This is a genomic window from Curtobacterium sp. VKM Ac-2884, assembly GCF_015350945.1.
In the GTDB taxonomy this organism is placed as follows: domain Bacteria; phylum Actinomycetota; class Actinomycetes; order Actinomycetales; family Microbacteriaceae; genus Curtobacterium.
Genome location: NZ_JADKSA010000006.1, coordinates 150,012 through 175,931, shown reverse-complemented (window position 1 = coordinate 175,931; position 25,920 = coordinate 150,012). Strand labels below are relative to the sequence as shown.

Annotated in this window: 22 protein-coding genes; 3 read left to right on the top strand and 19 right to left on the bottom strand. The window is 69.2% G+C overall.

Annotated features, from left to right (window positions below; translation table 11 throughout):
• Nucleotides 1–7: 7 nt before the first annotated feature.
• The 7 genes from cydB to ITJ60_RS19025 all read right to left on the bottom strand — a co-directional run bounded on the left by cydB (nt 8) and on the right by ITJ60_RS19025 (nt 6,725).
• Nucleotides 8–1,012, bottom strand: coding sequence for a cytochrome d ubiquinol oxidase subunit II (gene cydB, locus ITJ60_RS16505; protein ID WP_123340389.1), 1,005 nt, complete (start codon nt 1,010–1,012; stop codon nt 8–10).
• Nucleotide 1,013: 1 nt separating this feature from the next.
• Entirely contained in the window at nt 1,014–2,426 is a 1,413-nt protein-coding gene (locus ITJ60_RS16500; protein ID WP_131920548.1) for a cytochrome ubiquinol oxidase subunit I, read from the bottom strand.
• Between the two features lie 274 nt (nt 2,427–2,700).
• The gene (locus tag ITJ60_RS16495; RefSeq protein WP_194648719.1) at nt 2,701–3,621 is read right to left on the bottom strand and encodes an ABC transporter substrate-binding protein; all 921 of its coding nucleotides are present in this window, start codon (nt 3,619–3,621) and stop codon (nt 2,701–2,703) included.
• Nucleotides 3,618–4,346 (bottom strand): ABC transporter permease, encoded by a 729-nt coding sequence (locus ITJ60_RS16490; protein WP_111085762.1) that lies wholly within the window; start codon nt 4,344–4,346, stop codon nt 3,618–3,620. The genes ITJ60_RS16495 and ITJ60_RS16490 overlap by 4 nt, the downstream gene beginning before the upstream one ends.
• Nucleotides 4,343–5,059, bottom strand: coding sequence for an ABC transporter permease (locus tag ITJ60_RS16485; RefSeq protein WP_194648718.1), 717 nt, complete (start codon nt 5,057–5,059; stop codon nt 4,343–4,345). The genes ITJ60_RS16490 and ITJ60_RS16485 overlap by 4 nt, the downstream gene beginning before the upstream one ends.
• Nucleotides 5,056–5,979, bottom strand: coding sequence for an ABC transporter ATP-binding protein (locus tag ITJ60_RS16480; RefSeq protein WP_123292493.1), 924 nt, complete (start codon nt 5,977–5,979; stop codon nt 5,056–5,058). Before ITJ60_RS16480 ends, ITJ60_RS16485 begins: the two co-directional genes overlap by 4 nt.
• Nucleotides 5,980–6,194: 215 nt before the next feature.
• Nucleotides 6,195–6,725: a TetR/AcrR family transcriptional regulator gene (locus ITJ60_RS19025; RefSeq protein ID WP_248703474.1), complete on the bottom strand. Its 531-nt coding sequence runs from the start codon at nt 6,723–6,725 to the stop codon at nt 6,195–6,197.
• Nucleotides 6,726–6,981: 256 nt separating this feature from the next.
• Here ITJ60_RS19025 and ITJ60_RS16470 point away from each other — a divergent pair, with 256 nt between their 5' ends.
• On the top strand, nt 6,982–8,046 hold the full coding sequence (locus ITJ60_RS16470; protein ID WP_111085765.1) for an App1 family protein: 1,065 nt from the start codon (nt 6,982–6,984) through the stop codon (nt 8,044–8,046).
• A 97-nt stretch (nt 8,047–8,143) separates the two neighbouring features.
• Complete coding sequence (locus tag ITJ60_RS16465; RefSeq protein ID WP_194648716.1) at nt 8,144–10,051, top strand: glycoside hydrolase family 15 protein; 1,908 nt, start codon at nt 8,144–8,146, stop codon at nt 10,049–10,051.
• Nucleotides 10,052–10,153: 102 nt separating this feature from the next.
• Here the strand turns inward: ITJ60_RS16465 and ITJ60_RS16460 are convergent, their stop codons facing one another.
• From ITJ60_RS16460 to ITJ60_RS16435, 6 genes are all read right to left on the bottom strand, one after another.
• Nucleotides 10,154–11,527, bottom strand: a complete 1,374-nt coding sequence (locus ITJ60_RS16460) for a glucose-6-phosphate dehydrogenase (RefSeq protein WP_194648715.1) — start codon at nt 11,525–11,527, stop codon at nt 10,154–10,156.
• Nucleotides 11,528–11,812: 285 nt separating this feature from the next.
• Nucleotides 11,813–12,229: a cytochrome c oxidase subunit 4 gene (locus tag ITJ60_RS16455; RefSeq protein WP_111085768.1), complete on the bottom strand. Its 417-nt coding sequence runs from the start codon at nt 12,227–12,229 to the stop codon at nt 11,813–11,815.
• A gap of 4 nt (nt 12,230–12,233) precedes the next feature.
• A complete protein-coding gene (gene ctaD / locus ITJ60_RS16450; protein ID WP_173168381.1) occupies nt 12,234–13,970 on the bottom strand; it encodes a cytochrome c oxidase subunit I in 1,737 nt (578 codons plus the stop codon).
• A gap of 11 nt (nt 13,971–13,981) precedes the next feature.
• Nucleotides 13,982–14,884, bottom strand: coding sequence for a cytochrome c oxidase subunit II (gene coxB, locus ITJ60_RS16445; RefSeq protein ID WP_111085770.1), 903 nt, complete (start codon nt 14,882–14,884; stop codon nt 13,982–13,984).
• Between the two features lie 268 nt (nt 14,885–15,152).
• Nucleotides 15,153–15,524, bottom strand: coding sequence for a HesB/IscA family protein (locus ITJ60_RS16440; protein WP_111085771.1), 372 nt, complete (start codon nt 15,522–15,524; stop codon nt 15,153–15,155).
• Nucleotides 15,525–15,582: 58 nt separating this feature from the next.
• Nucleotides 15,583–17,010, bottom strand: coding sequence for a dipeptidase (locus ITJ60_RS16435; protein ID WP_194648714.1), 1,428 nt, complete (start codon nt 17,008–17,010; stop codon nt 15,583–15,585).
• A gap of 53 nt (nt 17,011–17,063) precedes the next feature.
• Between ITJ60_RS16435 and ITJ60_RS16430 the strand changes: the two genes are divergently transcribed.
• Complete coding sequence (locus ITJ60_RS16430; RefSeq protein WP_260213429.1) at nt 17,064–17,639, top strand: DUF3043 domain-containing protein; 576 nt, start codon at nt 17,064–17,066, stop codon at nt 17,637–17,639.
• Between the two features lie 225 nt (nt 17,640–17,864).
• On the opposite strand, the gene ITJ60_RS16425 is transcribed toward ITJ60_RS16430, so the two are convergent.
• The 6 genes from ITJ60_RS16425 to dnaE all read right to left on the bottom strand — a co-directional run bounded on the left by ITJ60_RS16425 (nt 17,865) and on the right by dnaE (nt 25,535).
• On the bottom strand, nt 17,865–18,872 hold the full coding sequence (locus ITJ60_RS16425; protein ID WP_416371917.1) for a quinone-dependent dihydroorotate dehydrogenase: 1,008 nt from the start codon (nt 18,870–18,872) through the stop codon (nt 17,865–17,867).
• 65 nt (nt 18,873–18,937) lie between these two features.
• Nucleotides 18,938–19,483, bottom strand: coding sequence for a transcriptional regulator NrdR (nrdR, locus tag ITJ60_RS16420; RefSeq protein ID WP_194648712.1), 546 nt, complete (start codon nt 19,481–19,483; stop codon nt 18,938–18,940).
• 13 nt (nt 19,484–19,496) lie between these two features.
• Nucleotides 19,497–20,804 (bottom strand): histidinol dehydrogenase, encoded by a 1,308-nt coding sequence (gene hisD / locus ITJ60_RS16415; protein ID WP_123340378.1) that lies wholly within the window; start codon nt 20,802–20,804, stop codon nt 19,497–19,499.
• A gap of 12 nt (nt 20,805–20,816) precedes the next feature.
• Entirely contained in the window at nt 20,817–21,692 is an 876-nt protein-coding gene (locus tag ITJ60_RS16410; protein ID WP_194648711.1) for a hypothetical protein, read from the bottom strand.
• Nucleotides 21,689–22,039 carry a DUF2200 domain-containing protein gene (locus ITJ60_RS16405; protein ID WP_194648710.1) on the bottom strand — a complete coding sequence of 117 codons (351 nt, stop codon included), beginning with the start codon at nt 22,037–22,039 and terminating at the stop codon, nt 21,689–21,691. The genes ITJ60_RS16410 and ITJ60_RS16405 overlap by 4 nt, the downstream gene beginning before the upstream one ends.
• A 13-nt stretch (nt 22,040–22,052) precedes the next feature.
• Nucleotides 22,053–25,535: a DNA polymerase III subunit alpha gene (gene dnaE / locus ITJ60_RS16400; RefSeq protein ID WP_216834008.1), complete on the bottom strand. Its 3,483-nt coding sequence runs from the start codon at nt 25,533–25,535 to the stop codon at nt 22,053–22,055.
• Nucleotides 25,536–25,920 lie beyond the last annotated feature (385 nt).

Here is a 25,920-nt window from a genome sequence, read left to right as displayed (position 1 = left end):
CGCCTGCCTAGTGCGCGGCCTGGGTGACCTGGGCCCGCGAGACACGCTTGCGGAACACCCAGTACGTCCAGGCCTGGTACGCGAACACGAGGGGGACGAAGATCAGCGCCACCCAGCTCATCACCGTCAGCGTGTACGAGCCGCTCGAGGCGTTGTACACGTTCAGGCTGTTCGCGGGGTCGTTGGTGGCGGGCATGACGTCCGGGAAGATCGCCGTGAACATGGCGAGCACGATCGCGGCGATGGTGACGGCCATGAGCGTGAACGCCCGGCCCTCCTTGCCCCAGGCGTTGCAGAGCACGGCCAGGACGAGCGCGAGCGCCGCGACCACCGAGAGCACGAGCGAGGCCGGGGTCGCCCGGACGAACGCCATCCAGACCAGGAACGCGGCGCCGACGACGATCGTGAGGATGCCGGCCCGGGTCGCCAGGCGCTTCGCCCGCTCGCGGATCTCACCCTCGGTCTTCAGCGCGACGAACACGACGCCGTGCGTGAAGAACACCAGCAGCGTCGCCACGCCGGTCAGGAGCGCGAACGGGTTGAGCAGGTCGAAGAGCGTGCCCGTGTAGTTGTGCCCCGAGTCCATCGGGATCCCGCGGACGACGTTGCCGAACGCGACGCCCCAGAGGAACGACGGCAGGGCGGACCCGACGATGATCATCAGGTCGAAGCGACGCTTCCACTCGAGGTGCTTGTTCTGGTGCCGGTACTCGAACGAGACACCGCGCAGGATCAGCGCCGCGAGGATGAGGAGCAGCGCCAGGTAGAACCCGGAGAACATCGTGGCGTACCACTCGGGGAACGCCGCGAACAGACAGGCGCCGGCGACGATGACCCACGTCTCGTTGAGGTCCCAGACCGGGCCGATCGTGTTGATGAGCACCCGACGGTCGGTGTCGTCCTTGCCCAGGAAGGGCAGGGACATGCCGACACCGAAGTCGAAGCCGTCGAGGACGAAGTAGCCGACGAAGAACACGCCGACGATCGCGAACCAGAGGACAGGCAGATCCATCTCAGTACACCGTCACTTCGTGCTTGACCTCGCCGGTCTCCTCGTCGACCTCTGCCGGAGCGGCAGGGCCCTCTTGCGCGACCTTCTTGATGAGCTTGAACTCGACCACCGCCAGTGAGCCGTAGATCACGGTGAACACGATGAGCGAGATGAGGACCTCGAGCCCGGTCACGTTCGGCGAGACGCCGTCGCTGGTCTTGAGCAACCCGAACACGAGCCACGGCTGGCGACCCATCTCGGTGAAGATCCAGCCGACGATCATCGCGGCCATCGGGAGCGGGACGGTCCAGGTGGCGACGCGCCAGATCCAGCGCTTCGTCGGGAAGCGGCCCTTGCGGGTCAGCCAGAGGCCGGCGAGCGACACCATGACCGCACCGACGCCGAGCGCGATCATCCAGCGGAACGACCAGTAGGTGACCCAGATGATCGGCTTGTAGTCGCCGGGCCCGTAGACCTGGGTGTACTGCGCCTGCAGGTCGTTGATGCCCTCGACCGTGCCGTTGAAGGTGTGCGTGGACAGGAACGACAGCAGGTAGGGCACCCGGATCGAGAACAGTTCGTGCACGCCGTCGGGGGTGCCGAGCGTGAAGATCGAGAACGAGGCGTCCTTGCCGGTCGCCGTGTTGTACAGCGCTTCGGCTGCGGCCATCTTCATCGGCTGGGTGTCGACCATGGTCAGGCCGAGCTGGTCGCCGGTGAGCACCGTCAGGGCACCCGCCGCCACCATGGTCCACATGCCGAACTTGAGCGCCGGCATCATCGTCTCGAGGTTCTGGTTCCGCGCCAGGTGGTAGGCGGCGACCGAGATGATCACTGCTGCGGCGACCATGAAGCAGGCGAACAACGTGTGCGGGAAGGCTGCCAGAGCGACCTTGTTGCCGAGGACCGCCCAGATGTCGGTGAGCTCCGCACGCCCCTTGGCCTCGTTCATCGAGAAGCCGACCGGGTGCTGCATGAACGCGTTCGCGGCGATGATGAAGTACGCCGACATGATCGTGCCGGCGCTCACGCACCAGATGCTCGCCAGGTGCAGCCCCTTCGGCAAGCGGTCCCAGCCGAAGATCCAGACGCCGATGAACGCGGCTTCGAAGAAGAAGGCCAGGATCCCCTCGAGCGCGAGGGGGGCGCCGAAGACGTCACCGACGAAGCGCGAGTAGTTCGACCAGTTCATGCCGAACTGGAACTCCTGCACGATGCCCGTCACGACGCCCATCGCGAAGTTGATCAGGAAGATGCGTCCGAAGAACCGGGTCAGCTGCAGGTAGTGCGCGCGACCGGTCCGGTACCAGGCGGTCTGGAACACGGCCACCACGGCGGCCATGCCGATCGTCAGCGGGACGAAGAGGAAGTGGTAGATGGTCGTCAGACCGAACTGCCACCGCGACAGGATGAGCGGGTCGAGGAGGTCGGTCATGCGGCACTTCCCAGTCGGGTCGCCGCGCGCAGTCGGTGCACGTCAGTGTCTTCCTGTGGAACGGATACATCAGATGTCACAGCCGTTGGGACTCTTCAACGGTACCGCGTCACCACCGACTTCGACAACTTGTAGAAATGTTCCGTGCACGAACGTGCAAGGGTGCTGCACGGCACAACCGTGCGGCACCGATGTGCCGATTCCCGCTCTGCGGAACGACGACAGGCGCCGGGCAGTTGCCCGACGCCTGTCGTCTAACGCACGAGGACTGCTGCTACAGCAGGCCCTCGTCGGTCAGGAACTCCTTGGCGATGGTGGACGCCTTCTCCTTGTCCGCCGTGCTCTTGGTGTTGAGCTCGATCAGGGCCTCGGGCGTCAGCTTCTCGTTGACCGAGTCGATCGCGTCCGCGGCCTTGTCGTTCACCTTGTCGGAGACGACGGGGATGACGTTCTGCGGCAGGATCAGGTTCTCCGGGTCCTCGAGCGTGACGAAGTCGTTCGCCTTGATGCTCGGGTCGGCGCTGTAGATGTCGGCGAGCTGGACGGTGCCGTCCTTCAGCGCCTTGACCGTCAGGGCCCCGCCGGAGTCCTCGACCGCCTTGAAGTCGACGTCGACGCCGTAGACCGACTTCAGGCCCTTGGGACCGTACGGACGGGTCTGGAACTCGGAGTTCGCGCCGACGGTGAGCTTCGACTTGACGTCCTTCAGGTCAGCCAGGCTCGTCACGTCGTTGTCCTCGGAGAACTTCTTCGTGACGGTGTAGCTGTCCTGGTCGGTCGCCTCGGCCTCGTCGAGGACCCGGAGGCCCTTCGGCAGCGCCGTCTCGAGGCCGTCGTCGATCTGGTCGGCGGTCTTCGCCGTCGAGTCCTTGTCGAAGTACTGCAGCAGGTTGCCGCTGTACTCGGGCATGACGTCGATCGCGCCCTTCTCGAGCTGCGGGATGTAGACCTCACGCTGCCCGATGTTGAAGTTGCGCTTGACCTCGAAGCCGTTCTTCTCGAGGACCTGGGCGTACAGCTCGGCGATGATCTCGTTCGAGTAGTACTGCTGCGAGCCGACGACGATCGTCTTGGAGTCGGACGACGCGCTGGAGCCGCTGTCGAGCGGGTCGCTCGACGCGCAGCCGGTCAGGGCGGCGGCGACGCCCAGTGCGAGCGCTGCTGCGACGCCCGCACGGATCTTTGCTGTGATCACGATGGATTTCCTTCCGGGATGGGATTGCGGGCTCGCTCGCGCGATCCCTGGCGCTGCCGGGCCGACGGGTCGGCGGTGCCCTTGGGCACCGACGCCCGCTGCAGCACGGCGAACACGATCTCGAACGCGATCGCGAGTGCGATCACGAGGATGGAGGCGCCGAGCATCTCGGCGTAGTCCTGGGTCTTCAGACCGAGGAAGAAGTAGCCGCCGAGGCCGCCGGCACCGACGTACGCGGCGAGCGTCGCCGTGGCCACGACCTGCAGCACGGCTGCGCGGAAGCCGCCGATCAGCAGGGGCAGGCCGAGCGGGACCTCGACCTTCCACAGGATCTGCCAGCCCGTCATGCCCTGGGCCTTGGCGGCGTCGACGGTCACCGGTTCGACCGACTCGATGCCCGAGTACGCACCGGCCAGCACCGAGGGGATGGCGAGCACGACGAGCGCCAGGAGCGGAGCCTGCAGACCGATGCCGAGCAGGAGTCCGAACAGGGAGAGCACGCCGAGCGTCGGCAGTGCGCGGATCCCGCCGGACACGGCGATCGAGAAGCCCCGTGCGCGGCGCGTGTGGCCGATGGCGTACCCGATCGGCACGGCGATCACCGAGGCGATCACCACGGCGAGCAGCGTGATCCAGATGTGCTCCCAGAGGCGGCCGGGGATCGCGTTGTACCCGGAGTAGTTGGTGGGGTCGAAGACCCAGGCGAAGGCCTGTCCGATGATCACGAGGAGACCTCCGCTGCTTGCAGGACGCGGCGGGCCCGGCGGCGCGACACCGAGGTCGTCCGGGTCCACGGCATGACGATCCGGCCGAGCAGCACCAGGATCCCGTCGAGCACGAACGCCAGGACGAGGACCATGACGATGCCGGAGATGATCTCCTCGTAGATCCCACGGCCGAGGCCGTCCGTGAACAGCGACCCGAGGCTCTGGATGCCGAGGACGGCGCCGACGGTCGTCAGCGAGATCGTGGACACCGAGACCACCCGCAGCCCGGCGAGCAGCACCGGCCCGGCCAACGGCAGTTCGACGCGGAAGAACCGCTGCGCCGACGAGTACCCCATCGCGGTCGAGGCCGACTTCGTCCCCGAGTCCACCGAGGTGAGCCCGTCGACGGTCGACCGGACCATGAGCGCGAGGCCGTACAGGGTCAGCCCGATCACGACGTTGACCGGGCTCTGCAGCCCGGTGCCGATGATGCCCGGCAGCGCCACGAACAGCGCCAGGGACGGGATCGCGTAGAGCAGACCGGCGAACGTCACGATGCCGCTGCCGACACCCGAGGCGAACCGCGATCCGCCGGGGCGCTGGAGCCGGACGACGAGCCAGCCGATGGGGATGGACAGCAGGAACGCGATGATGATGGGCGGGATGGCGATCGCCAGGTGCGAGACCGTGTCGTCACGGATCGTGTCGAGGTTCGCGAGGACCCACTTCACCGCGTGCCCTCACCCTGCGCCGGAGCACCCGGGGCGTCGAGCGACGCTCCGGCCTGGTTCGATGCGGGGTCGGCCTGCACCGCTGCTGCGGCGTCGACGACGTTGACCGGTCCGGTGAGGACCCCGGCTGCACGCCCGTCGCCGTCCACGACGATGGGGCCAGTGGGGGTGTGCTCGACGCGCAGCGACCGACGCCCGCGGCCGACGCCGATGAAGTTCGCGACGAAGTCGTCCGCCGGCTCGGCCAGGATCTCGGACGGCGTGCCCTGCTGGGCGATCTCGCCGCCCTTCTTCAGGATGACCACCTGGTCGCCGAGCTTGAACGCCTCGTCGATGTCGTGCGTCACGAACACGACGGTCTTGCCGAGTTCACGCTGCAGGCGGATGAGCTCGTCCTGCAGGTCGTTGCGGACCAGCGGGTCGACGGCACCGAAGGGCTCGTCCATGAGCAGGATGTTCGGGTCGACGGCGAGGCCGCGGGCCACACCGACGCGCTGCTGCTGCCCGCCGGACAGCTGGGACGGGTACCGGTCGGCGAACGCCCGGTCGAGTCCCACGGTGTCCATGAGCTCGAGCGCACGCGTGCGGGCGTCGGCCTTCGACACCCCGGTGAGCAGGGGCACGGTCGCGATGTTGTCGACGACCTTGCGGTGCGGCAGCAGACCGGAGTTCTGCATGACGTACCCGATGCTCCGCCGGAGCTTCACGGGGTCGACGCCGGAGACGTCGGATCCGTCGATCTGCACGGAACCCGAGGTGGGGTCGACCATGCGGTTGATCATCCGGAGCAGCGTCGTCTTGCCGCAGCCGCTGGAGCCGACGAAGACGGTGGTGGTCCGGGACGGGATCACGAGGTCGAAGTCGTCGACCGCGGTGGTGCCGTCCGGGTAGGTCTTTCGTACCGAGCGGAACTCGATCATGGGTGCCCTTCTGTTCGGAGGTAGCCCGACTCCGGATGAGAGTACCCGTCGGGTCCGACAGAGGTTCACCCGTTCTGGCACGCGGCGCGTCCCGGACAGGTGCGCACCGCGGTGGACCGGACCGAGCGCACGACGGAACCAGCGCGGACGACGACGCCCGCGCCTCCTGTTCGGAGGCGCGGGCGTCGTCGGATGGGTGCGGGGTCCCGCGGCGGTCAGCCGGCGGCGACCACCGACTCCATGTGGGCACGGCTCATGGTGCGGTACTCGGCGATGAGCGCCGTGTCGGGGTGCTCGCGGTCGCGGTGCGCCCGCGCCAGCACGGCGTGGCCGGACTCGGCCAGCACGACCCAGGCACGTGCGATGCGCTCGTTGTCGGGCAGCCCGAACCGGTCGCGCATGATCTGCCCGACGGCGGCGCCGAGCGCTCCCATGCGGTCCTCGGCGTCACCGGTGCCGGTGTCCGCGGTGTCGCCGAAGCGGATCGCGCGGAAGCCGGGCTCGGTGCGGTACAGCTCGGCGGTCTCGTCGATCAGCGCGTCGCAGGCCTGCTGCCAGGTCTCCGCGCCGCTCGCGTCGAGCGCCGCGACGAAGCGCGCGGCGAGCCGCTGCGTGCAGCGGATGGCGAGGGCGTCGACCACGGCGATGCGGTCCGGGAAGTAGCGGTAGACGGTGCCGATGGACGCTCCGGCCCGCTCGGCGACCATCGCGGTCGTGAGTCGCTCGAACCCGATCTCGTCGATCACCGCAGCAGCAGCGTCGAGCAGACCCGCGAGGCGCGCCGAACTGCGGGCTTGGACCGGCTCGTTCCTGAGCAGTGATGATCCCCCCGGCAGAGCGTTCGTTACCTCGGTGACGAGCACGTGTTCTCCTCTTGCGCTCCAGCGCGGTTGGTTGGTGTGACGATGACGATTTTCGCAGAGACCGGCTGGAACATGGCTGCGACTCACCACAGGTGCCGCGGGACGTGGACTTCCGGGTCCTGCATGGGATGATGGGGCGATGCCCGACCCGACGCCCCACGAGCCGTCGTTGGCCGAGCCGCTCCTGCACCGCGCGGCCCGCATCGAGGACGCCGTCCAGGAGTTCCGCGAGCACCGCGCCCGAAGCCGTGGCCTGGTCCCGACCGTCGTCCCCTACACCGGCTACGGCGCTCCCGGATGGGTCCGGATCCTCTGCCGCGTGCTGCTGACCCGCCGTGGCCTCGCCTCCGACGTCTCGTACGCCGGTGTCCGCGGATGGAAGAGCTTCACGAGCGTCGCGGTCGACCACGCCGAGGTCACCGTCACCGCCGGAGGGGTCTCGCACGTCGTCGAGACCGACCGTGGCGGGGTCGTCGACACCATCGTGCCGATCGACCTCGAGCCGGGCTGGCGCACCGTCCGCTTGTCGGCCGGCGGCGGGCGCGACGTCGAGGCGGACGTGTTCGTCGTGCACCCCGACACCCGCTTCGGGCTGCTGTCCGACATCGACGACACCGTCATGGTGACCTCACTCCCCCGTCCGATGCTGGCGGCGTGGAACTCCTTCGTCCTCACCGAGCACGCCCGCCGCCCCGTGCCGGGCATGTCCGTGCTGTACGAACGCGTGCAGGCACAGCACCCCGGCTCCCCGACCGTGTACCTGTCCACCGGTGCCTGGAACGTGGCGCCGACCCTGCAGCGCTTCCTGACCCGCAACATGTACCCGTCCGGCACGCTCCTGCTCACCGACTGGGGCCCCACGCACGACCGGTTCTTCCGGAGCGGGCAGCTGCACAAGCAGCAGAACCTGCGGCGCCTGGCGAAGGACTTCCCGGACGTGCAGTGGCTGCTCGTCGGCGACGACGGCCAGCACGACGAGTCGTTGTACGGCGAGTTCGCCCGCGAGCACCCGGAGAACGTCGCGGGCGTCGCGATCCGGCAGCTGTCCACGAGCGAGGCGGTCCTGGCCGGCGGACGCTCCCGGGCGCAGGAGCGCTCCCGCGACACCTCGGCGCCGTGGGTCTACGCACCGGACGGTGCCGGGCTCTGGTCCGAACTCGCGCGGGTCGGGCTCGCCGAGGCGGACGCCTCCGACCCGGCCTGAGCGAGGCTTCAGGCACACGGACGGCACGCGGCCGCCAAACGGCCGGCGTCCCGTCCGCGCGGCCACGACGCTCGGCCTCCGGGTGTTCGATCAGGGCATGAGCACCGAGCGAGCACCCGCGCCCCCCGCGACTCCCCCGAACCTGATCGAGGACCACGCCGTCATCGGCGACACCTCGACCGCCGCACTCGTCGGCCGCGACGGCACGATCGACTGGGCGTGCCTGCCGCGCTTCGACAGCGCCGCCACGTTCGCCTCCCTGCTCGGCACCGAGGACCACGGGCACTGGACGCTCCGCCCGAGCGACCCCGCGGCGACGGCGCACCGGAAGTACCACGGCGACACCCTCGTCCTGTCGACGGTGTGGACCACGGCGGACGGTGCCGTCGAGGTGACCGAGTTCATGCCCGTGGGCGCGCACCGGCCGTCCATCGTCCGCCGGGTCCGCGGACTGAGCGGCTCGGTCGAGGTGCAGCAGACCCTGCGGATCCGGTTCGACTACGCCCTCGCGCTGCCGTGGGTGCGCCAGATCGGCGGCGACGAGGACCCGGCGCTGCTCGCCACCGCCGGACCCGGGTCGGTCATCGTGCGCGGTCCCCGCTTCCGGGCCTCGGACCACCGGCACACGGCCACCGCGATCATCCACGACGGTGACGTGCTCGACACCGTGCTCACCTGGTACCCCTCGCACCGCGAGCCCCCGGAGCCCGTCGACGTCGACGCCGAACTCCACCGCACCGTGACGTGGTGGACGGACTGGATGGCGACGGCGCGCACCGAGGGTCGCTACGCCGATGCCGCCCGCCGCTCGCTCTTGCTGCTCCGCGCGATGACCCACGGCGAGACCGGCGGCGTGGTGGCCGCCGTGACCACGAGCCTGCCGGAGGACCCGGGCGGGGAACGCAACTGGGACTACCGCTACGTCTGGCTCCGCGACGCCTCCCTCGCCCTCGCCTCGCTCATCGCGCACGGCTACCGCGACGAGGCGGCGCACTGGCGCGGCTGGTTGCTCCGGGCCATCGCGGGCGACCCCGCCGACGTGCAGATCATGTACGGCATCGCCGGGGAGCGCGAACTGCCGGAACGGGAGCTCCCGCACCTGCCCGGGTACGCCGGCTCGACGCCCGTCCGGGTCGGCAACGGTGCGTACACGCAGTACCAGGGCGACGTGTTCGGCGAGGTCCTGGCCGCTCTGCACGACGCCCGCGAGCTCGGGGTCGAGGAGAACGCCGACTCGTGGGCCCTGCAGCGCGCCCTGCTCGGCTACGTCGAGGAGCACTGGCAGGAGCCCGACAACGGCATCTGGGAGATGCGCGGCCCGCGACGGCACTTCACGCACTCGCGCGCGATGATCTGGGCCGCGTTCGACCGTGGGGTCGCCGCGGTCGAGGAGTTCGGTCTCGAAGGGCCCGTGGACCGCTGGCGCACCCTGCGCGACCAGGTCCGGGCCGAGATCGAGGAGCACGGCTGGAACGCTGCACGCGGCAGCTACCGGCAGCACTACGACACCGACGAGGTCGACGCGAGCCTGCTCGTCCTGCCGCAGATCGGGTACGTCTCCGCCCACGACGCCCGCATGACCGGCACCGTCGCCGCCATCGAGCAGGACCTGTCCACCGGCGCCGACGGCCTCGTGCTGCGGTACCGGACGTCGTCGGGGTTCGACGGGCTCACCGGCGCGGAGCACCCGTTCCTGGCGTGCTCGTTCTGGCTGGTCGAGCAGTACGCGGCATCGGGCCGGATCGACGACGCCGAGCGCCTCATGGACGTGCTCGTCGGGTACGCCAACGACGTCGGCATGCTCTCCGAGGAGATCGACGTCGCCACCGGACACCACGTCGGCAACACGCCCCAGGTGCTGTCGCACCTGACGCTCGTGTCCGCGTCGGACGCCATCGCGCGGGCGCGGGGCGCGTCGACCGGGCACCGCACGCGGCTGCCCGTGCACGACGGCGGCACCCGCTCGTGGACCGGCGAGGGCGAGCGCGCCGGCACCCCCGCCTGATGCGGTGGTGCTGACCATGAAACGGACGGGAGGCACGGTGCCAGCTGGCACCGTGCCTCCCGTCCGCAGTTCCGCCCGTTCAGGGCGCGACGGTCACGTCCGTCAGGACGACGACTCCCAGTCCGCCGGGCCGCGCGAACCGGCGCGGTACTCCTCGAGCGGGACCTCGTCGGCCTTCCAGGCCTTGACGACCGGCTCGACGATCTCCCAGCAGCGCTCGGCCACGTCGCCGCGGATCGAGAGCAGCGGGTCGTCGTGGAAGATGCCGTTCAGGACCTCGCCGTAGGGGGTCAGCTCGCCGTCGCTGAACGACGACGACAGGGTGACCTGGCCCATCTCGAACGGGTTGCCACCGCCGTTGGCCGACACGGTCAACTCGATCTCGTCCGGGTTCAGGACGATGCGGAGCGTGTCCGCCTTCGGGCGACCGCTCAGGCCGGAGGGCAGACGGGTGACCGGCTTGAAGGTGATCAGCACCTCTTTCCGGCTGGTGCCGAGTGCCTTGCCGGACCGCAGCGTGAACGGGACGCCCTTCCAGCGGGCAGTGTCGACCTCGACCGAGATCTCGGCGAGCGTCTCGGTGCTCCGCGACTTGTCGACGCCGTCCTCGTCCTGGTAGGACGGCAACTCCTTGCCGTCGATCGTGCCGGCCGTGTAGACGGCGCGACGCGACGCGATCTTCGGGTCGCCGCCCTTGAGCTGGGTCGAACGGAGCACCCGGGCCAGGGACGAGCGGAACTCGACCGCGTCGATGTCCGCCGGGGCGTCCATCGTCACGATGCCGAGGATCTGCAGCAGGTGCGACTGGATCATGTCGACCATCGCGCCGGCCTCGTCGTAGTACTGGGCGCGGTTCTCGAGACCGAGGGTCTCGTCGTAGAAGACGTCGACCTTCTCGATGTTGTCGGCGTTCCAGATCGGCTCGAACAGGCGGTTCGCGAAGCGCAGACCGATGATGTTCAGGACCGTGGTGCGTCCGAGGAAGTGGTCGGTGCGGTGCACGCGCTCTTCCGGGACCAGCTTCAGCACGGTCTCGTTGAGGGCCTGGGCGCTCGCGACGTCGGTGCCGAACGGCTTCTCGAAGGCGAGGGTGGTGCCAGCGGGGAGCTCGACCTGCTGCAGTGCCTCGCAGATGTCGGAGGCGATCTGCGGGGGCAGGGCGAAGTAGAGGATCGGCTCGGCCTCGGCCGCGTCGAGCAGTGCCGTGAGGTGCTCCGGGTCGGTGGGGTCGCCCTGGATGAACTGGGTCGACGCGAGCGTGGCGTCGACCTCGGGTCCCTTGACGTCCTGCGACGCGAAGGACTTCGTGACGATGTCCTTCCACTGCTCCTCGCTGCGGGCGCTGCGGCCCGTGCCGATGAGCTGGACGGGAACCGCTCGACCGCTCTGCAGGAACGTGCCGAGGCCCGGCAGCAGCAGGCGGGAGGCGAGGTCGCCCGTCGCGCCGAAGATGATGAGGGTGCGCTTGTCGGTCACCTGAGGTGACTCCTTTCGCTGTGGTGGGAGGTCCGCTCCAGTCAAGCCGCGGGCGGGCCCGTTTGTTCCGGATCGGGGACCGGAGATCGTGGGGCGCTGTGGTGTGCAGCGCCGGGTCGTGCGCTGCGTTGGCAGCGCCGGGTCGTGCGCTGCGTTGGCAGCGCCGGGTCGTGTGCTGCGCTCGCAGCGCCGGGTCGTGTGCTGCGGTCGTGCAGCGCCTGGACGCACTTCGGGCGGCACCGGATGTGGTGCCGCCCGAAGTGTCAGGTGCGTTGCAGCGTCAGGTCAGTGCCCGAAGTTGCCGCGGTAGTACTCGTAGACCCAGCCGACCAGGGTGACCGCCACCAGGGCGAGTCCGATCGGGACGATCCACAGGCCGGCTGCGACACCGAGGAAGCAGACGGCGACCGCTGCGGCCAGCAGGATGGGCCACCACGACCACGGGCTGAAGTGCCCGAGCTCGGCGTCGCCGTCCTCGATGTTGGCGTCGGGGCGGTCCTCGGGCAGCACGCCGCCCTGGGACGCCATGACCTTACCGAGGTAGAAGGCGATGAACGCGGACATGATGCCGGTCAGGCCGATCGCCACGGTGCCGACCCACTCCGGGTGACCGTAGTAGAGCAGCGCCCAGATCGTGTACGCGGCGTCCGCGAGGATGAAGAACCCGAAGAGGATCCAGAACAGGTTGGTGTTCGCGCGCATCGGCTTACTTCACCTCGCCCTTCGCGGCGTCGTAGGTCGGGGCATCCGGGGCGTCCTTCGCGGGGCCGACACCGATCGGCACACCTGCCTCGGGGTGGTTCAGGTCGAAGGCCGGGGACTCGGAACGGATCCGCGGGATCGACGTGAAGTTGTGGCGGGGCGGCGGGCAGCTGGTGGCCCACTCGAGCGAGCGGCCGTAGCCCCACGGGTCGTTCACGGCGACCTTCGGTGCGTTCCGGGCCGTCACGTAGACGTTGAAGATGAACGGCAGGAACGAGATCGCGAGGATCATCGAGCCGATCGTCGACAGCTGGTTCATCCAGGTGAAGCCGTCGTTCGGCAGGTAGGTCGCGTAGCGACGCGGCATGCCGATGACGCCCAGCCAGTGCTGGATGAGGAACGTGGTGTGGAACCCGATGAACAGGAGCCAGAAGTGGATCTTGCCGAGACGCTCGTTGAGCATCTTGCCCGTCCACTTCGGCCACCAGAAGTAGAAGCCGGAGAACATCGCGAAGACGACGGTGCCGAAGACCACGTAGTGGAAGTGCGCCACGACGAAGTACGAGTCGGACACGTGGAAGTCGAGCGGCGGCGACGCCAGGATCACACCGGTGAGGCCACCGAACGTGAACGTGATGAGGAAGCCGACGGCCCACAGCAGCGGGGTCTCGAAGGTCACCGAGCCGCGCCACATCGTGCCGACCCAGTTGAAGATCTTCACGCCGGTCGGGACCGCGATGAGCATCGTCATGAGCGAGAACCAGGGCAGCAGGACGCCACCGGTGACGTACATGTGGTGCGCCCAGACCGTGACCGACAGGGCCGCGATCGCGATGGTCGCGTAGACGAGCGTCTTGTACCCGAAGATCGGCTTGCGGCTGAAGACCGGGAAGACCTCGGACACGATGCCGAAGAACGGCAGCGCGATGATGTACACCTCGGGGTGCCCGAAGAACCAGAACAGGTGCTGCCAGAGCAGCGCACCGCCGTTGGCCGGGTTGAAGATCTGCGCGTCGAACACCCGGTCGAGCCCGAGGCCGAACAGCGCGGTGGCGAGCACCGGGAAGGCCATCAGGACGAGCAACGCCGTCACGAGGGTGTTCCACGTGAAGATCGACATGCGGAACATCGTCAGACCCGGGGCACGCATCGTGATGATGGTGGTGATGAAGTTCACCGCGCCGAGGATCGTCGAGAAGCCGGTCATGCCGAGTCCGAAGACCCAGAGTGTGCCGCCGAGCCCTGGTGTGAACGTCGTGTCACTCAGTGGCGCGTAGGCGAACCAGCCGAACGAGGCCGCACCCTGCGGGGTGAGGAAGCCGCCGACCGCGATGAGCGAGCCGAACAGGTAGAGCCAGAACGCGAAGCCGTTGAGTCGCGGGAAGGCGACGTCGGGAGCACCGATCTGGAGCGGCATGATCGCGTTCGCGAAGCCCGAGAAGAGCGGCGTCGCGAACATGAGCAGCATGATCGTGCCGTGCATCGTGAAGAGCTGGTTGTACTGCTCCTTCGTCGCGACCACGTGCAGGCCGGGCTCGAACAGCTGGGCACGGATGACCAGGGCCATCACACCCGCGAGCAGGAAGAAGACGAAGGACGCGATCAGGTACATGTACCCGATGGTCTTGTGGTCGGTGGAGGTGATCCACCGGACGATGATGTTGCCCTTCCGGCCCACCTTCGACGCCTGGAAGTCCGGCGAAGCAGTCTGGGTCGGTTGGCCGACGAAAGACGTTGTCATCTGACGAGCCCCTACTTGTTCTCGCTGGACGCCTCGACCGGCGCCTTGTTGTTCGGTTCGTTCGTGTTGGTGTTGTACTCGTCACCGAGGAGCCCGACCTTGCCCTGGTCCTTCAGGGTGTCGAGGTAGTCCTGGTACTGCGCCGGCGTGACGACCTTCACCTGGAAGAGCATCAGCGAGTGGTACTCACCGCAGAGCTCCGCGCACTTGCCCTGGTACGTCCCGAGCTTCTCCGGGATGAAGTACTCCCAGTTCGTCTTGCCGGGGAGCATGTCCTTCTTGTACAGGAAGTCGATGATCCAGAAGGAGTGGTCGACGTCGCGCGAGGAGAGCTCGATCGCGACCTTCTTGCCCTGCGGCAGGTACAGGGTCGGCAGCTGCGACTCGTCGATGGCGCCCTTGGCGTTCTCTTCTTCCTGGGCCTGGATGCCCTGGTAGTAGACGCTGTCCTCGGGGTTGTCCTTGTTGATGTAGTTGAAGTCCCACGCCCAGCGCTTGCCGTACACGTGCACGGTGGCGTCGGGGTCGTCGAACGGCTTCTCGATCGCGGCCTGGTCCTTCGCGGTGAAGGCGAAGAAGCCCAGCACGAGGATGAGCGGCACGATCGTGTAGAAGATCTCGAGCGGCATGTTGTAGCGCATCTGCACGGGCAGGCCGGTCTGGCCCTTCCGGCGGCGGTACACGATGGCGGCCCAGATGATCAGGCCCCAGACGATGAGACCGACGGCGAGGAGCACCACCCAGCTGGTGGTCCACAGGCCGACGATGCGGCTCGTGTGGTTGGTGACGTCCTTCGTCTCCTCCGTGCCGGGGAGCCATCCGTTCATCTGCTGCTGCGTGCAGCCAGCCAGTGCGATGACCAGACCGACGGCCACCGGGACGGCCGCCCAACGTATACGGCGATTCGAACGCACTGTTACCTCTCGCAAAAGACGTGAGCTCGGAGCCGAACCCGCCGAGCCGCACGAAGGCGACACTTGGCTGGCTCCCAGCTTGATTGGAACACTCCTAGCTTACTCGCAGCTCGGTACCGCTCGCGCACACCCGACACGCTCATCGCCGCGATCCGCACTCCTGACCGGCCGTTTTCCCCGGTCACACTGCGACCGCATCCCCCGACGAACGCGAGCGGGGAGCGACCGTGTCGGTCGCTCCCCGCTCGCGTGTCGGATCGGCTGGTGATCAGTGGAAGCTGTCACCGCACGCGCAGCTGCCCTGCGCGTTCGGGTTGTCGATCGTGAAGCCCTGCTTCTGGATGGTGTCCTCGAAGTCGATCGTCGCGCCGTCGAGGTACGGGACGCTCATCTTGTCGACGACGACCTCGACCCCGTCGAACTCGGCGGTGACGTCACCGTCGAGCAGGCGCTCGTCGAAGTACAGCTGGTAGATCAGACCAGAGCATCCCCCGGGCTGGACGGCGAGGCGCAGGCGCAGGTCGTCGCGGCCCTCCTGCTCGAGGAGACTCGCCACCTTGCCGGCCGCGGCGTCGCTCAGGAGGACGCCGTGCGAGGCCGCCTCGGTCACCGGTGCGTCGGTGGTGATGGTGTCGCTCATCGCGCGTCTCCCTCCGGGCGGTGCGGTTCACCGCGCCTGGCGTCGATTGTAAGCACCGTCAGCTGCGCGTCGCGAGCCTGGCGAGCAGGATCGCCTCGGACGCGATGGCCCGGTGCAGGACGCCGAGGTGCTGCGACTCGTTCGGGCTGTGGGCGCGGGTGTCCGGGTCCTCCACCCCGGTGACCAGGATCTGGGCCTCCGGGAACTCTGCCGCGAGGTCCGAGACGAACGGGATCGAGCCGCCGATGCCCTGTTCGACCGCCTCGGCACCCCAGCCCTCGCGCATGGCCGTGCGGGCCTCCTGGACGGCCCAGCCGGCCGTGTCGACGAGGAAGCCGTCGCCGCTGTCCGGCTCGGAGATCTCCATCCGGGCACCGAAGGGCACGTGTGCCCGCAGGTGCCGCTCGACGGCCGCGTACGCCTCCGTGGCGGGCTGGCCGGGTGCGACCCGCACCGAGACGCGGGCGGAGACGGTCGGGAGCAGCGTGTTGGAGGCGTTCGCGACGCTCGGCACGTCCATGCCGGTCACGGTGATCGACGGCTGGAACCACATGCGGGACAGGACCTCGCCGGTGCCGATCGGTCGGACACCCGCCACCAGGGCCGCGTCGACGGCGAGCTCGTCGTCGGTGCGAGCCGGGACGTCGGCCTCGTACGACGTGAGCCCGTCGACCGCGACGGAGCCGGCGTCGTCGTGCAGCGACGCGAGCAGCTTGACCATCGGGATCATGGCGTCCGGCGCCGCTCCCCCGAACATCCCGCTGTGGCTGGCGTGCTCGAGGGTCGTCAGGGTGAGCTTGAAGGTGACGTTGCCGCGGAGCGACACGGTGATCGACGGCACGTCCACCGACCAGTTGTCGCTGTCGGCGACCACGATGACGTCGGCAGCCAGCCGTTCCTTCTGGTCGGCGAGGAAGGTGCGGAACGACCGGGAGCCGAACTCCTCCTCACCCTCGACGAACAGGACGACACCGAGGTCGAGGTCGTCGCCGAACTGCGCGTGGATCGCCCGGAGCGACGCGATGTGCGTCATCACGCCGGCCTTGTCGTCCGAGGCGCCGCGACCGTACAGCCGGTCACCGCGGAGGGTCGGCTCGAACGGCGGGGTCTCCCACAGGGCGTCGTCGCCCTGCGGCTGCACGTCGTGGTGGGCGTAGAGCATGACGGTCGGCTTGCCGGTCCGGGCCGGGCGGACGGCGAGCACTGCGGGCTGGCCGAGCTCGAGCGGTTCGTCGTCGCTGATCGCTGAACGGATGATCTCCACCTGGTCCTCGGCGAAGACCCCGGTGCTCAGCGCCAGGTCCGCCACGGCACGCGCGCTCGCGAGCACGTGCGACTCGTCGAACGCCGACCACGACACCGACGGGATCCGCACCAGCGCGGACAGATCGGCGATCGTCGTGGGCAGTGCACCCTGCACCTGTTCGCGCAGGGCGTCGAGGAGAGCGGGGTCGGTCGCGGAGCTGGGCTGTGCGGTGTCGGTCATGCCCGGTAATCTAGAGGACGATCCCGCACGCACAACGCCGTTAGGAACGCACCGTGGCGAAGGCAGCCCCCAAGACCAACACGACCGTGAACCCCACCGAGGAAGAACTCCTCGAGCAGGGCAAGGGCCGCCCGACGCCGTCCCGCCGTGAGCGCGAGGCAGCGAACCGCCGCCCCCTCGTCGGCAACACGCCGGTCGACAAGAAGGCCGCCCGCGCGCGTCTCAACTCCGACCGCGAGCGTGCCCGGGTCGGCATGGCCAACGGCGAGGAGCGCTACCTGCCGGCGAAGGACCGCGGTGAGCAGCGTCGCTTCCTCCGCAACTGGATCGACGCGCGCTGGAACGTCGGCGAGATCATGATGCCGGTGCTCGTGCTGTTCCTGATCGTCGGGTTCGCCGCCTCGCAGACCGCGATCGCCTCGTACTCGCTCCTGCTCGTGTGGGCGTTCGTGGCCCTGTTCGTGATCGACTGCGTGGTCCTCTGGCTGTCGATGCGTCGCAAGCTCACCGCCAAGTTCGGCGAGCTGCAGCGCGGCACGTTCCTCTACATCCTGACGCGGGCGTGGCAGCTGCGGTTCCTGCGCCTGCCGAAGCCCCAGGTCAAGCGCGGGGAGTACCCCGCCCTCTGACCCCAGCGTCGCTGTCCCGAAGCGCCGTCCGGCCTCGCCGGGCGGCGCTTCGTCGTCCCGGCGTGCGCGGGCTGCGCGGGCTGGTCGGGCTGCGCGGCGAGGTTCCACGACTCGCCGCGTGCACGCCGCCGAGGTTCCACAGACGGCCGCCGAGGGCCGCGAGATGCCGAGATTTCGGAACCTGGAGGGCACCGGGAACGCCGGACGGGCCGCGCCCGCGCGCTCTCAGCGCGCGGCGCGGCGCAGCCGCTTGCGGCGCAAGCGGTTGATGCGCGTGGCCCAGCTCGGCCCCTCGTAGAGGAACGCCGTGTAGCCCTGCACCAGGGTGGCCCCGGCGTCGATGCGGTCCTGCACGTCCTGCTCGGTCGTCACCCCGCCGACGGCGATGACGCAGAACTCGGCGGGCACCGCGGCACGGACCCGACGCAGCACCTCGAGCGAGCGCGCGGCGACAGGAGCACCGGAGAGTCCCCCGGCACCCATGGCCTCCACGTCGGCCGGGTCCGCGGTGAGCCCCTCACGGGAGATCGTCGTGTTGTTGGCGATGATGCCCGACAGCCCGAGCGACACCGCGAGGCCGGCGATGGCGTCGACCTGCTCATCGGTCAGGTCCGGCGCGATCTTCACCAGCACGGGCGTGTCGCCGGCGGCGTCGCGGACGGCGGACAGCAGCGGTCGGAGCTGGTCGAGTTCCTGCAGGCCGCGCAGTCCGGGCGTGTTCGGGGAGCTGACGTTGACCGCCAGGTAGTCGGCGAACGGCGCGAGGCGACGCGTCGACTCCAGGTAGTCGTCGATGGCGTCCTCGACGGCGACGACCCGGCTCTTGCCGATGTTCACGCCGATGACCGGGCGGCCCGGGTTGCGTCGGGCGCGCTCGAGCCGTCGGGCAGCAGCACCAGCACCGTGGTTGTTGAAGCCCATGCGGTTGATGAGCGCACGGTCCTCGACGAGGCGGAACAGGCGCGGGCGCTCGTTGCCGGGCTGGGGCTTCGCCGTGATCGTGCCGACCTCGACGTGGCCGAAACCGAGCAGGCCGAGGCCGCCGATGCCGCGGGCGTCCTTGTCGAACCCGGCGGCGAGGCCGAAGCGCGACGGGAAGTGGATGCCCATCGTCGTGATGCCGTCAGCAGCTGCCGGTCGGGAGTACCGCTCGACCAGACCGCCGACGAACGGCACGTGCGGCAGCGCCTTGATGACGGCGAACGCCAGGTGGTGGGCCCGCTCGGGGTCCATCTTGGCGAAGACCGACCGGAAGACGACGGCGTACCCGGAGCGGACCAGGCCTTCCGCGACGCCGCTCACGCGCCGGCACCCGCCGGCGAGCCGGCGGTACCCGAAGGCGAGCCAGCGGCACCCGAAGGCGAGCCCGCACCCGCAACCCCGCCAGCCGCAACACCGTGGTGGTCACGGCGGAGCTGGCCGATGGCGTCCTCGAAGTCCTCGAGCGAGTCGAAGGCCTGGTAGACGCTGGCGAACCGCAGGTACGCGACCTCGTCCAGCTCACGGAGCGGCGCGAGGATCGCGAGGCCGATGTCGTTCGCGTCGATCTGGCTCGAGCCGGACGACCGCACGGTCTCCTCGACGCGCTGCGCGAGCACGGCCAGGTCGCCGTCGGTGACCGGGCGCCCCTGGCAGGCCTTGCGCACGCCGGAGACGATCTTGTCGCGGCTGAAGGGTTCGGTGACGCCGTTGCGCTTGACGACGTTGAGCGACGCGGTCTCGGTGGTCGAGAAGCGTCGTCCGCAGTTCGGGCACTGTCGACGGCGGCGGATGGAGGTTCCGTCGTCGCTCGTCCGTGAGTCGACGACGCGGGAGTCCGGGTGGCGGCAGAAAGGGCAGAACATGTCGTCGCCCAGGCTATCGGTTCGTGCGCTCCGTCACGGCTGCGCCGTGCGCGGGGAGCTGCTCCTCGGTCGACAGCGCGACGATGTGCGCGGCGACCTCGTCGAGCGCGGACGCCGAGTACCGGATGACCTGCTGCGGCCGGAGGAACGTCGACGCGGACAGGCCGGAACCGAAGCGCGCCTGGCCACCGGTGGGCAGCACGTGGTTCGACCCGGCCAGGTAGTCCCCCAGGCTGACGGGCGTGCTCGGCCCGACGAACACCGCTCCGGCGGCGTCGATGTCGGCGAGCACCGCGTCGTCGTCCGCCGTCTGGATCTCGAGGTGCTCCGGCCCGTACGCGTTGCTCACGGTCGCGGCGTCGGCGAGCGAGTCCACCAGCACGATCGCGGACTGCGGTCCGTCCAGGGCGGTCTGGAGGCGCGCAGCCGTCCCGAGCACGGCCGTGCGTTCCGGGATGGCGGCTTCGACCGCATCGGCGAACGTCGCCGACGTCGTCACCAGCACACTGCCGGCCTGCTCGTCGTGCTCGGCCTGGCTGATGAGGTCGGCGGCGACGAACCCGGGGTCGGCGGTCTCGTCGGCGATCACGAGGATCTCGGTCGCGCCGGCCTCGGCGTCGATGCCGACGACACCGCGCACCAGGCGCTTGGCGGCGGCGACGTAGTTGTTGCCAGGACCGGTGACCAGGTCGACGGGCTCGAGGTCGATCGCGGGCACGCCGTACGCCAGCGCGCCGATCGCGCCGGCGCCGCCCATCGCGTAGACCTCGTCGATGCCGAGCAGCCCGGCCGCGGCCAGGATCGTCGGGTGGACCGCACCGCCGTGGTCGCGCTGCGGCGGGGACACGAGCGCGATCGACCGGACCCCGGCGACCTGCGCCGGGACGACGTTCATGACGACGCTCGACGGGTAGACGGCCTTGCCACCGGGCACGTAGAGCCCGACGCGGCGCATCGGCTGCCAGCGCTGGTGCACCTCAGCGCCGTCGGCGAGGGTGGTGACGGAGCCGGCCGGCACCTGTGCGGCGCTGGCGGCTCGGACGCGGCGGATGGCTTCGTCGAGCGCTTCCCGCAGTTCGGGGGTCAGCCCTGCGACGGCCGCCGCGATCTCGGCGACCGGCACCCGGACGTTGGCCGGGGCTCCCCCGTCGAAGCGTTCGGCCTGGTCGTGCAGTGCGTCCGCTCCGCGGTGTCGGACGTCCTCGACGAGCTCGCGGGCGGCGTCGACCGCGTGCGAGACGTCACCCACGGCGCGCGGCATGAGTCGGAGGAGTTCGGCACGGGCGGGCAGGCCGCCGCGGAGGTCGATTCGCTGCATCATCAGGGGACAAGCCTACCGAGGTGACGTGGGCGTCCGCCGTCCGACGAGTGCGTCGACGACCGGCCGGTGGTGTGCCACGGCCGCGGCGTCCCAGACACCGAGCAGGTGCAGTGTGGCGATGCGGAACACGAGCGCCCGGGTCAGCAGCGACGTCCATTCCGGCTCGTCTGCCTCGGCCGCAGCCCCGTGCGCGGTCCTGCCGAGGGCTGCCAGTCGCCCGATCGGGAAGCCGTGCCAGCAGACAGCGTCGACGGCTGCGATCGCTGCGCCGAACTCCGCTGGACGCCAGTACGGCGGCCAGTCGATGATCGTCGGCGGCTGCCCGTCAGCGAACAGCACGTTGCCGAGCAGGTCACCGTGGACCAGCTGCGACGGCGCTCGGACCAGCCGGAACGCCGCGGCGAGCCGGGCGAGGATCGGGTCCGCCGGCAGCGGTTCCTCGCCCCACGCCATCCGGTCGGCACGGGCCCACGGGGCGGTGACGGCGCCGGGATCCGTGCCGAGGAACGCGGGCCGCTCCAGGCCGGCGATCGCGCGGTGGAAGGCACGGCCCGCCCGGATCACGTCCTCGACGCGGGACTCGTCGGCCGCACCGGGCACGAACTCCCACGCCTCCCAGTCCCCCGACCTCCAGCTGCCGTCGCGGGCGGCCACGGGCCGAGGCGTGCGGAACTCAGCCGGGTGCTCGGACTCCGCTGCGTGTTCGAGTTCCGCCAGAACGCCGGCACGCCAGTCGGTCACCGCCGGATCGTCGTGGGGCCGGAGGACGATGCCCTCGGCACGCCAGGTCAGCCCGCGCCCGCCCGCGAGCGGCACAGGCGTGGACTCGGCGACCCCGAAGGCACGCAGCACCTCGGCGCCGGGAACGCTCCCGTCGGCTCCGGTCACGCGGTCCGCAACACCTTCGCCATCGGACGGCCCTTCGCGACCTCGTCGACGAGCTTGTCGAGGTACCGGATCTGCCGCATGAGCGGGTCGTCGATCTCCTCGATCCGCACTCCGCAGATCACGCCCGTGATGAGCGGCGCGTTCGGGTGCAGCTGCGCGGCGACGAAGAAGTCCTCGAACGTGGTCTCGTCCGCCAGGTGCCGTGCGAGCGCTGCGTCGTCGAACCCGGTCAGCCACGTGATGACGGCGTCGAGATCACCCTTCGTGTGGCCCTTCCGCTCCACCTTCGCCAGGTAGTGCGGGTAGACCGCCGCGAAGGGCGTCCCGAAGATCCGGTGTCCGGCCACGGTCACATCCCTGCTACACCAGACAGCGCGGCCCGAGCAGGCTCTTCAGCTCGCCGAACAGGTCGGGTGTCAGGTTCACCGGGAACGGCAGCTCGAACGTGCGCGCGACGTCGTCCTTCAGCAGCTTCAGCCGGACCTCGGTCTCGCCCTGGTGCCGTCCGAGCACTGCGGCGAGCTCCGTCACCGTGGAGGTGGTGGCCTGCCGCTCCGGCAGCGACAACGTGAGCGGACCGGAGCCCATCGCGTCGCCGATCGCCGGCTGGAACATGCTCACCGCGTGCAGGGCCTTGCCGTCGTCGCGGACGTTCACGCGCCCGCGCAGGACCACGATCGAGTCGGCCACGAGCGACGGTCCGAACTCCTGGTAGGTCTTGCCGAGGAACATCACGCCGATCTGGCCGCCGAAGTCCTCGATGTCGACGATGCCGTACGGGTTGCCGCTCGTCTTCGCCACCCGGTGCTGCACGCTCGTCAACAGCCCCGCGACCGTGACGGTCTCCCCCTCGACCGAGTCGTCGGCCGCGATGAGGTCGGCGATGGTGATCGACTGGTGCTTCGCGAGCTCGATCTCGAGACCCGCGAGCGGGTGGTCAGAGACGTAGAGCCCCAGCATGTCGCGCTCGAACGCGAGCTTGTCGCGCTTGGACCACTCCGGACGGTCGGGCACCTGCGACACCGGACCGGTGGCCGGCGACTCCTCGGCGACCTCGGCGAACAACGAGTCGAAGTCGAAGCCGACGTTGCCGTGGGCCTCGTCGCGCTTGACCTTGACGGCGCCTTCGACCGCGCCCTCGTGGATCTCGACCAGGGCGCGGCGGGAGTCGCCGAACTCGTCGAAGGCACCCGCCTTGATGAGCGACTCGACGGTCCGCTTGTTCGCCGACGAGATCGGGATCTTGCGCAGGAAGTCGTGGAACGACTCGAACGCGCCCTTGTCGGTGCGGGCCTTCACGATGTCGTCGACGACGTTGAACCCGACGTTGCGGATCGCGCCCATGCCGAACCGGATGTCCTCGCCGACGGCGGCGAAGAAGCCGATCGACTCGTTGACGTCCGGCGGCATGACCTTGATGCCCATGCGGCGGCACTCGTTGAGGTACAGCGCGAGCTTGTCGCGGGCATCGCCCACCGAGGTGAGCAGCGCCGCCATGTACTCGGCCGGGTAGTGCGCCTTGAGGTAGGCGGTCCAGAACGAGACGACACCGTACGCGGCGGAGTGCGCCTTGTTGAAGGCGTAGTCGGAGAACGGCAACAGGATGTCCCACAGCATCTTGATCGCCGCGGCCGAGTAGCCGTTGTCCAACATGCCCTTCTCGAAGCCCGCGTACTGCTTGTCGAGCTCGGACTTCTTCTTCTTGCCCATCGCGCGGCGGAGGATGTCCGCCTGGCCGAGGGAGAACCCCGCGACCTTCTGCGCGATGGCCATGACCTGCTCCTGGTAGATGATCAGGCCGTAGGTCCCGCCGAGGATCTCCGCCAGGGGCTCTTCGAGCTCCGGGTGGATCGGCGTGATCGCCTGCTCACCGTTCTTGCGGAGCGCGTAGTTCGTGTGCGAGTTCGCACCCATGGGGCCCGGACGGTACAGGGCGATGAGGGCGGAGATGTCCTCGAAGTTGTCGGGCTTCATCAGGCGCAGCAGCCCGCGCATCGGCCCGCCGTCGAGCTGGAAGACGCCGAGTGTGTCACCGCGCTGCAGGAGCGCGTACGCCTCGGGGTCCTCGAGTCCCATGGTCTCGAGGTCGAGCTCGATGCCACGGTTGTTCTTGATGTTGTCGAGGGCGTCACTGATGATCGTGAGGTTGCGGAGCCCCAGGAAGTCCATCTTGATCAGGCCGAGCGACTCCGCTGCCGGGTAGTCGAACTGCGTGACGACCTGGCCGTCCTGCTCCCGCTTCATGATCGGGATGATGTCGATGAGCGGATCGCTCGACATGATGACGCCGGCCGCGTGCACCCCCCACTGGCGCTTCAGCCCCTCGAGCCCGAGCGCGGTGTCGAAGACGGTCTTCGCTTCGGGGTCGTTCTCGACCACGGTGCGGACGTCGACGGCTTCCTTGTAGCGCGGGTGGTCCTTGTCGAAGATCCCGGTGAGCGGGATGTCCTTGCCCATCACGGGCGGCGGCATCGCCTTGGTGAGCTTCTCGCCCATGCCGAACGGGAACCCGAGGACGCGCGAGGAGTCCTTCAGCGCCTGCTTCGCCTTGATCGTGCCGTACGTGACGATCTGCGCAACGCGCTCCGACCCGTACTTCTCGGTGACGTACTTGATCGCCTCACCGCGGCGCCGGTCGTCGAAGTCGACGTCGAAGTCGGGCATCGAGACGCGGTCCGGGTTCAGGAACCGCTCGAAGATCAGGCCGTGCCGGATCGGGTCGAGGTCGGTGATGCGCATCGCGTACGCGACCATCGAGCCGGCACCGGAACCACGGCCGGGACCGACGCGGATGCCGTTGTTCTTCGACCACAGGATGAAGTCGGAGACCACGAGGAAGTACCCCGGGAACCCCATCTGGTTGATGATGCCGACCTCGTAGTCGGCACGCTCCTGCACCTCGGCCGGGATGCCGTCCGGGTACCGGTAGTCCAGCCCCTTCGCGACCTCCTTCTCGAACCAGGAGTGCTCGGTCTCGCCCGCCGGCACTGGGAACTTCGGCATGTAGTTCGCCGAGGTGTCGAACTCGACGTTGCACCGCTCGGCGATGAGCAGCGTGTTGTCGCAGGCCTCGGGGTTGTCGCGGAAGACGTGCCGCATCTGCTGCGGGGACTTCAGGTAGAACTCGTCGGCGTCGAACTTGAACCGGTTCGGGTCGTTCAGCGTCGAACCCGACTGCACGCACAGCAGGGCGGCGTGCGACTTGGCGTCGTGCGAGTGCGTGTAGTGCAGGTCGTTCGTGCCGACCAGCGGGATGTCGAGGTCCTTCGCCAGCCGGATCAGGTCGCTCATGATCCGGCGCTCGATCTCGAGTCCGTGGTCCATGACCTCGGCGAAGTAGTTCTCCTTGCCGAAGATGTCGCGGTAGTCGGCGGCGGCCTTGACGGCTTCGTCGTACTGGCCGAGGCGCAGGCGCGTCTGGACCTCGCCCGACGGGCACCCCGTCGTGGCGATGATGCCCTCGTGGTACTCCTCGAGCAGCTCGATGTCCATGCGCGGCTTGAAGTAGTAGCCCTCGAGCGACGCCTTCGACGACAGCCGGAACAGGTTGTGCATGCCCGTCGTGTTCTCGGCGAACATCGTCATGTGCGTGTACGAGCCGGCACCGGAGACGTCGTCCCCACCGCCGTCGCCCCACCGCACACGGGTCTTGTCCGTGCGGTGCGTCCGGGGGGTGATGTACGCCTCGGTCCCGATGATCGGCTTGACGCCGCCGGCCTTGGCGGCCTTCCAGAACTCGAAGGCGCCGAACATGTTGCCGTGGTCGGTCACCGCCACGGCCGGCATGCCCTGCGCAGCGGTCTCCTGCACGAGGTCGCCGAGCCTGGCAGCGCCGTCGAGCATCGAGTACTCGCTGTGCACGTGCAGGTGGACGAAGGAGTCGGAATCCGCCACGGAACCTCCGGTCGAACGAGCTGCTTGCGGGACGCGAACAGCCTAACCGCGACCGCGGACAAATCCGCGCGTGTCCGAGCGGTCCGATGCCGAGGTCGCACGACACGCCGGGCGCAGTGCGGCGAGGGGGCAGGACCGTGTCCGCATGGCGGTGGAGCCCGCGCGCGGCGGACGGGAGGCACGGGGCGGCGTCGCCACGGGCCTCCCGGCCGGGGTCTGAACGTGACGGATGCGGCACGCCCGTCGCTCCCCCGTCGAGGTTCCACAACACCCCGCGTGCGCCCCGCCGGGGTTCCACAGACCGACGCACAGCGCGCCGACATGCCGAGATTTC